The following is a 4,881-nucleotide window of genomic DNA, read 5'->3' on the forward strand; positions in this document are numbered from 1 at the left end:
TCGAGCACCATGGCTTCGTCGTCGCCGGCCGCCGCGGCGCGGGCCTGCGCGGCGAATCTCTCCCGCTGCACGACGGGGTCGTTCAATTCGGAGTACCCGGTGGCCAGTTCCACGCCGCGCACGTAGAGGTCCCACTTCTCGGTCACCCCGGGGATGCTGCGGTGCTGACGCGTCAAAGGCGTTGTCTCAACCGGAAAGTCCCGCACGAAGGTCGGCGCGGTCAGCGTGTCCCCCACCGTGTGCTCCCAGAGTTCCTCGACGAGCTTTCCGTGCCCGTAGCCGCGATCGCGGGCAATCTCGACTCCGAGCCGGTCCGCGATGGCCCACAGCCGCTCCACCGACGTCTCGGGGGTGATCTCTTCACCGAGTGCCGCGGACAGCGACGGGTACATTTGAATCGACGCCCATTCTCCGTCTATGTCGTAGACACTCCCGTCGGGCAGCGGTAGTTGTCGGGTTCCGATCGCCTCATCGGCGACCTCTTGAATAAGCTCACGCGTGACGACCGCCGAATCGTCATAGGTTCCGTACGCCTGGTAGGTCTCCAGCATGGAGAATTCCGGAGAATGCGTGGAATCGGCGCCTTCGTTTCGGAAGACTCGATTTACTTCGAAGACCTTGTCAAAACCCCCGACGATGCAGCGCTTGAGGAACAGTTCCGGCGCGATCCGCAGGTACAGATCCATGTCGAGAGCATTGGAATGCGTGACGAACGGTCGCGCCGCCGCGCCCCCCGCCAGCGTCTGCAACATAGGCGTTTCGACTTCGAGAAACCCGCGCCGTTCGAGCGAGTTGCGAATCGCGCGGACGACGGCGATCCGCTGCCGCGCCACCGTCCTGGCCTGGGGCCGGACGATGAGGTCGACGTAACGCTGGCGCACCCGCGCCTCTTCGCTCATCTCCTTGTGGGCCACCGGCAGCGGTCGCAACGATTTCGCCGCCATTTGCCACGAATCGGCCAGAACGGATAATTCGCCGCGGCGTGAGCTGATCACGTTGCCGTGCACGTAAACGATGTCCCCGAGGTCGACGTCGGCTTTCCACGCCTCGAGCGCTTCGGGGCCCACCCTGTCGAGGCTGATCATCACCTGCAGGCTGGTGCCGTCGCCCTCCTGGAGTGTCGCGAAGCACAATTTCCCGGAGTTGCGCGCGAACATCACCCGGCCCGCGATGCCGACGACGTCGTCGGTGGCGGTGTCGATCGGCAGGTCGGGATGGTCGGCGCGTACCTGCGCCAGGGTGTGGGTGCGTTCGATCGCGACCGGATACGGTTCGCGACCCTCCGCCAACAAGCGAGCGCGCTTGTCCCGGCGGATGCGGAACTGCTCGGGCAGGTCTGCTGGGTCGGCGTCACTCACGACGTGCCAGCTTAAATGACTGGTCTTTGAGCTTGCGTTGACGCCGTCTCAGCGCGCGGTTTTCAGCCGACCGCGCTGGGTGTCCCGGTTGCGTTCGAACACCAGGCGCAGTCCCTGCAGGGTCAGATGCTGGTCGTAATGGCTGGCCGTGTGCAACTCGGGCAGCAGCAGCGGCGCCGTGTGGCCGGTCGCCACCACCGCCACGTCGTCGCCGGCGAAGCCCTCGACGTCCTCGCGAATGCGCCCGACCAGACCGTCGACCAGCCCGGCGAAGCCGAATACGGCTCCGGCCTGCATGCATTCGACGGTGTTCTTGCCCACCACCGAACGGGGGCGGGACAGCTCAACCCGGCGCAGGGCGGCGGAGCGGGCCGCGGCGGCGTCCGAGGAGACCTGCACGCCCGGCGCGATCGCGCCGCCGAGAAATTCGCCCTTGGCCGACACCACGTCCACGCAGATCGATGAGCCGAAGTCGATCACGATGGCGGCGCTTTGAAAGCGGTGAAATGCGGCCAGGCAGTTGACGATTCGGTCGGCGCCTACTTCTTTCGGGTTGTCGACGAGCAGCGGGATGCCGGTGCGCACACCGGGCTCGATCAACACGTGCGGCACCGACGGCCAGTACTGGTCGAGCATGATCCGCACCTCGTGCAGCACCGACGGGACGGTGGACAGGGCGGCCGCGCCGGTGAGCCGCTCGGAGTCGTCGCCGATCAGGCCGTCGATGGTCAGGGCCAGCTCGTCCGCGGTCACCTCGGACTCGGTCCGGATCCGCCAGTGCTGCACGACCTTTGCGTGCTCCTTGGACCCGGAGATCAGCCCCACCACGGTGTGGGTGTTACGGACGTCGATGGCCAGCAGCACGGCTACCGCGCAACGATTCGAGGATCCAACAGCTCGGCGGCATCCGCGGGCACGAAGGCCGGGTCGTGGCCCAGGTCGATCGGCTTGTTGTCGGCGTCGACGAACACGATCCGAGGCTCATACGCCCGCGCCTCGGCCTCTTCCATGGTCCCGTACGCGATCAGGATAACCAGGTCGCCGGGGTGCACGAGATGTGCTGCGGCGCCGTTGATTCCGATCACACCGCTGCCCCGCTCCCCGGTGATCGCGTAGGTCACCAGGCGGGCACCGTTGTCGATGTCGACGATGGTCACCTGCTCGCCCTCGAGCAGGTCCGCGGCGTCCATCAAATCGGCGTCGATGGTCACCGAGCCGACGTAGTGCAGGTCAGCCTGGGTGACGGTGGCGCGGTGGATCTTCGACTTGAGCATCGTCCGTAGCATCAATTCCTCCAAGATGATTCACGGGTGTCCCGATATCCGTCCGGCCCCACGGGTGCCGGCGAAGTTTCGATCTCGATCGAGATGTTGTCCAGCAGCCTGGTGCTGCCCAGCCGGACGGCGACGAGCAACCGGCCGGTTCTGTTGCCGCCCAACGGGCCCAGGTCCGGGTCGCGCAACTCGAGGTAGTCGACCGTGAGCTCGGGCACCGCTTCGAGCACCGCCCGCGCCGCGTCCAGCGCGGCCCGCGGCCCGGCGTCGGCGGCGTGCGCCGCCGCCGTCAGCGCCGCCGACACCGCCACGGCCGCCTCACGCTGCCCCGGGTCGAGGTAGCGGTTGCGCGACGACATGGCCAGCCCGTCGGCTTCGCGGACGGTGGGCACGCCGACCACCGCGACGTCGAGGTTCAGGTCGGCGACCATTTGCCGGATCAGCACCAGTTGCTGATAGTCCTTCTCGCCGAAGAACACTCGGTCCGGGCGCACGATCTGCAGCAGCTTGCACACCACGGTCAGCACGCCGGCGAAGTGGGTCGGCCGCGGACCGCCCTCGAGGTCGGCGGCCAGCGGACCGGGCTGCACGGTGGTCCGCAGGCCGTCCGGATACATGGCCGCCGCCGTCGGCGCGAATACGATTTCGACGCCTTCGCCGCGCAGCAGCGCCAGGTCGTCGTCCAGGGTCCGCGGGTAGGCGTCGAGGTCTTCCCCGGCGCCGAACTGGAGCGGGTTGACGAAGATCGAGACCGCGACCACCGAGCCGGGTACCCGCTTGGCGGCGCGCACCAGGGTGAGGTGGCCGTCGTGCAGGGCGCCCATCGTCGGCACCAACATCACCCGGCGGCCGGTGTGGCGCAGAGCGCGGCTGACGTCGCTGACGTCGCGCGGCCGCGAGTAGACGTTGAGTTCGCCGGCCTTGAAGGCGGGCGGCTTGCCTGGTCTCATCCCGCCAGGACCTCGACGACGTCGGCGGGGGCGTGGGCCCGCCGAGCGGTCCGCAGGGCGTTCACCCGGTACGCCTGCGCCAGTTCCGGGTCGACCCGGTTGAGCGCGCCGAGGTGCTCGGCGACCGCGGCGGCGTCGCCGCGCGCGACCGGACCGGTCAGCGCGGCCTGCCCGCGTTGCAGGGTGTTCTCCAGCGCCGCCCGGGCCAGCGGGCCGACGATGCGTTCGGCGATCCCGCCCGGCTGGTCGTCGACGGACTGTTGACCGAGCAGTTCGCTGCCGCGCAGCGCGGCCCGCAACGCTTCGAGCGCATCGGCGAGCACCGTCACCAGGTGGTTGCCCGCATGCGCCAGGGCGGCGTGGTAGAGCACCCGCGCCTCCTCACGCACGCAGAACGGTTCGCCGCCCATCTCGAGGACGAGCGACTGCCCGATCGCATAGCCCACCTCGTCGGCCGCGGTGATGCCGAAGCAGGTATCAGGCAGCCTGCTGATGTCCTCATCGGAGCCGGTGAACGTCATCGCCGGGTGGATCGCGAGCGGAATGCACCCGTCCTGGGTCAGCGGCGCAAGAATGCCCACCCCGTTGGCGCCGGACGTGTGGGCGACGATCGTGCCCGGCCGCACCGACGACGTCGCGGCCAGCCCGGACACCAGGCCGGCGAGTTCGCTGTCGGGAACGGCCAGCAGCAGTAGCTCGGCGTCGGCGGCCACCTCCGGCGGGGACACCACCGGGGTATCGGGCAGCCAACGCTGCGCCCGCTGGCGGGACGCGTGGGAGATGGCGCTGCACGCGACCACGACGTGGTCGGCGCGCTCGAGCGCGACCCCGAGCGCGGTGCCGACCCGGCCGGCGGAGATGACGCCCACCTTGAGCCTGGCCGGGCGCAAACCGTCGAACTGCACCATCGCAGACGACCTCACAGATTTCTTCGTTCGTTCCGGTCCCACGTCGTGGGTACCGTTCGGTCACTAAAACTGTAGTCGATTACCGGGCGGCACCCAATGTGAGGAAGCTCCCAGCTCAGCCGTCGCGTCGGCGGCGCCGGCCGCCCTCGGACGGCTGCACCTGTAGCCGCGCCAGCAGGTCGGCAACCGACTGGCCGCCTGTCGTGGGGCCCTCGCCCGTGCCGTTCAAGCCCTCCGCCTGCGGGTCCACCCCACCGTGTCGGGGCGTGTGTTCCGGCGCGGGTGGCGGGGCCAGCCGCGGGGGTTGCTCGGCGGCGGTGGTCGGCGCTGCGGTGGTCGGTTATCTGCTGGTGACCGCCCTGTACCGGTGGTTTCCGCCCATCACGGCTTG

5 protein-coding genes are annotated in these 4,881 nt (G+C 68.9%); all 5 read right to left on the bottom strand.

Features of this window, described 5'->3' with window-relative positions; translation table 11 throughout:
- Positions 1 to 1,358, bottom strand: a 1,358-nt coding sequence (locus tag A5711_RS20660) for a lysine--tRNA ligase (RefSeq protein ID WP_067949804.1), incomplete at its 3' end; no start/stop codon positions are given.
- Positions 1,359 to 1,406: 48 nt separating this feature from the next.
- Entirely contained in the window at positions 1,407 to 2,222 is an 816-nt protein-coding gene (locus tag A5711_RS20665) for a type III pantothenate kinase (RefSeq protein WP_066955511.1), read from the bottom strand.
- Between the two features lie 2 nt (positions 2,223 to 2,224).
- Complete coding sequence (gene panD / locus A5711_RS20670; protein WP_067949806.1) at positions 2,225 to 2,644, bottom strand: aspartate 1-decarboxylase; 420 nt, start codon at positions 2,642 to 2,644, stop codon at positions 2,225 to 2,227.
- Complete coding sequence (panC, locus tag A5711_RS20675) at positions 2,644 to 3,582, bottom strand: pantoate--beta-alanine ligase (protein WP_067949808.1); 939 nt, start codon at positions 3,580 to 3,582, stop codon at positions 2,644 to 2,646. The genes panD and panC overlap by 1 nt, the downstream gene beginning before the upstream one ends.
- Positions 3,579 to 4,490 (bottom strand): Rossmann-like and DUF2520 domain-containing protein, encoded by a 912-nt coding sequence (locus tag A5711_RS20680; RefSeq protein ID WP_067949810.1) that lies wholly within the window; start codon positions 4,488 to 4,490, stop codon positions 3,579 to 3,581. Before A5711_RS20680 ends, panC begins: the two co-directional genes overlap by 4 nt.
- Positions 4,491 to 4,881: the final 391 nt, after the last annotated feature.

This window comes from Mycobacterium sp. E2238 (assembly GCF_001672665.1).
GTDB lineage: Bacteria > Actinomycetota > Actinomycetes > Mycobacteriales > Mycobacteriaceae > Mycobacterium.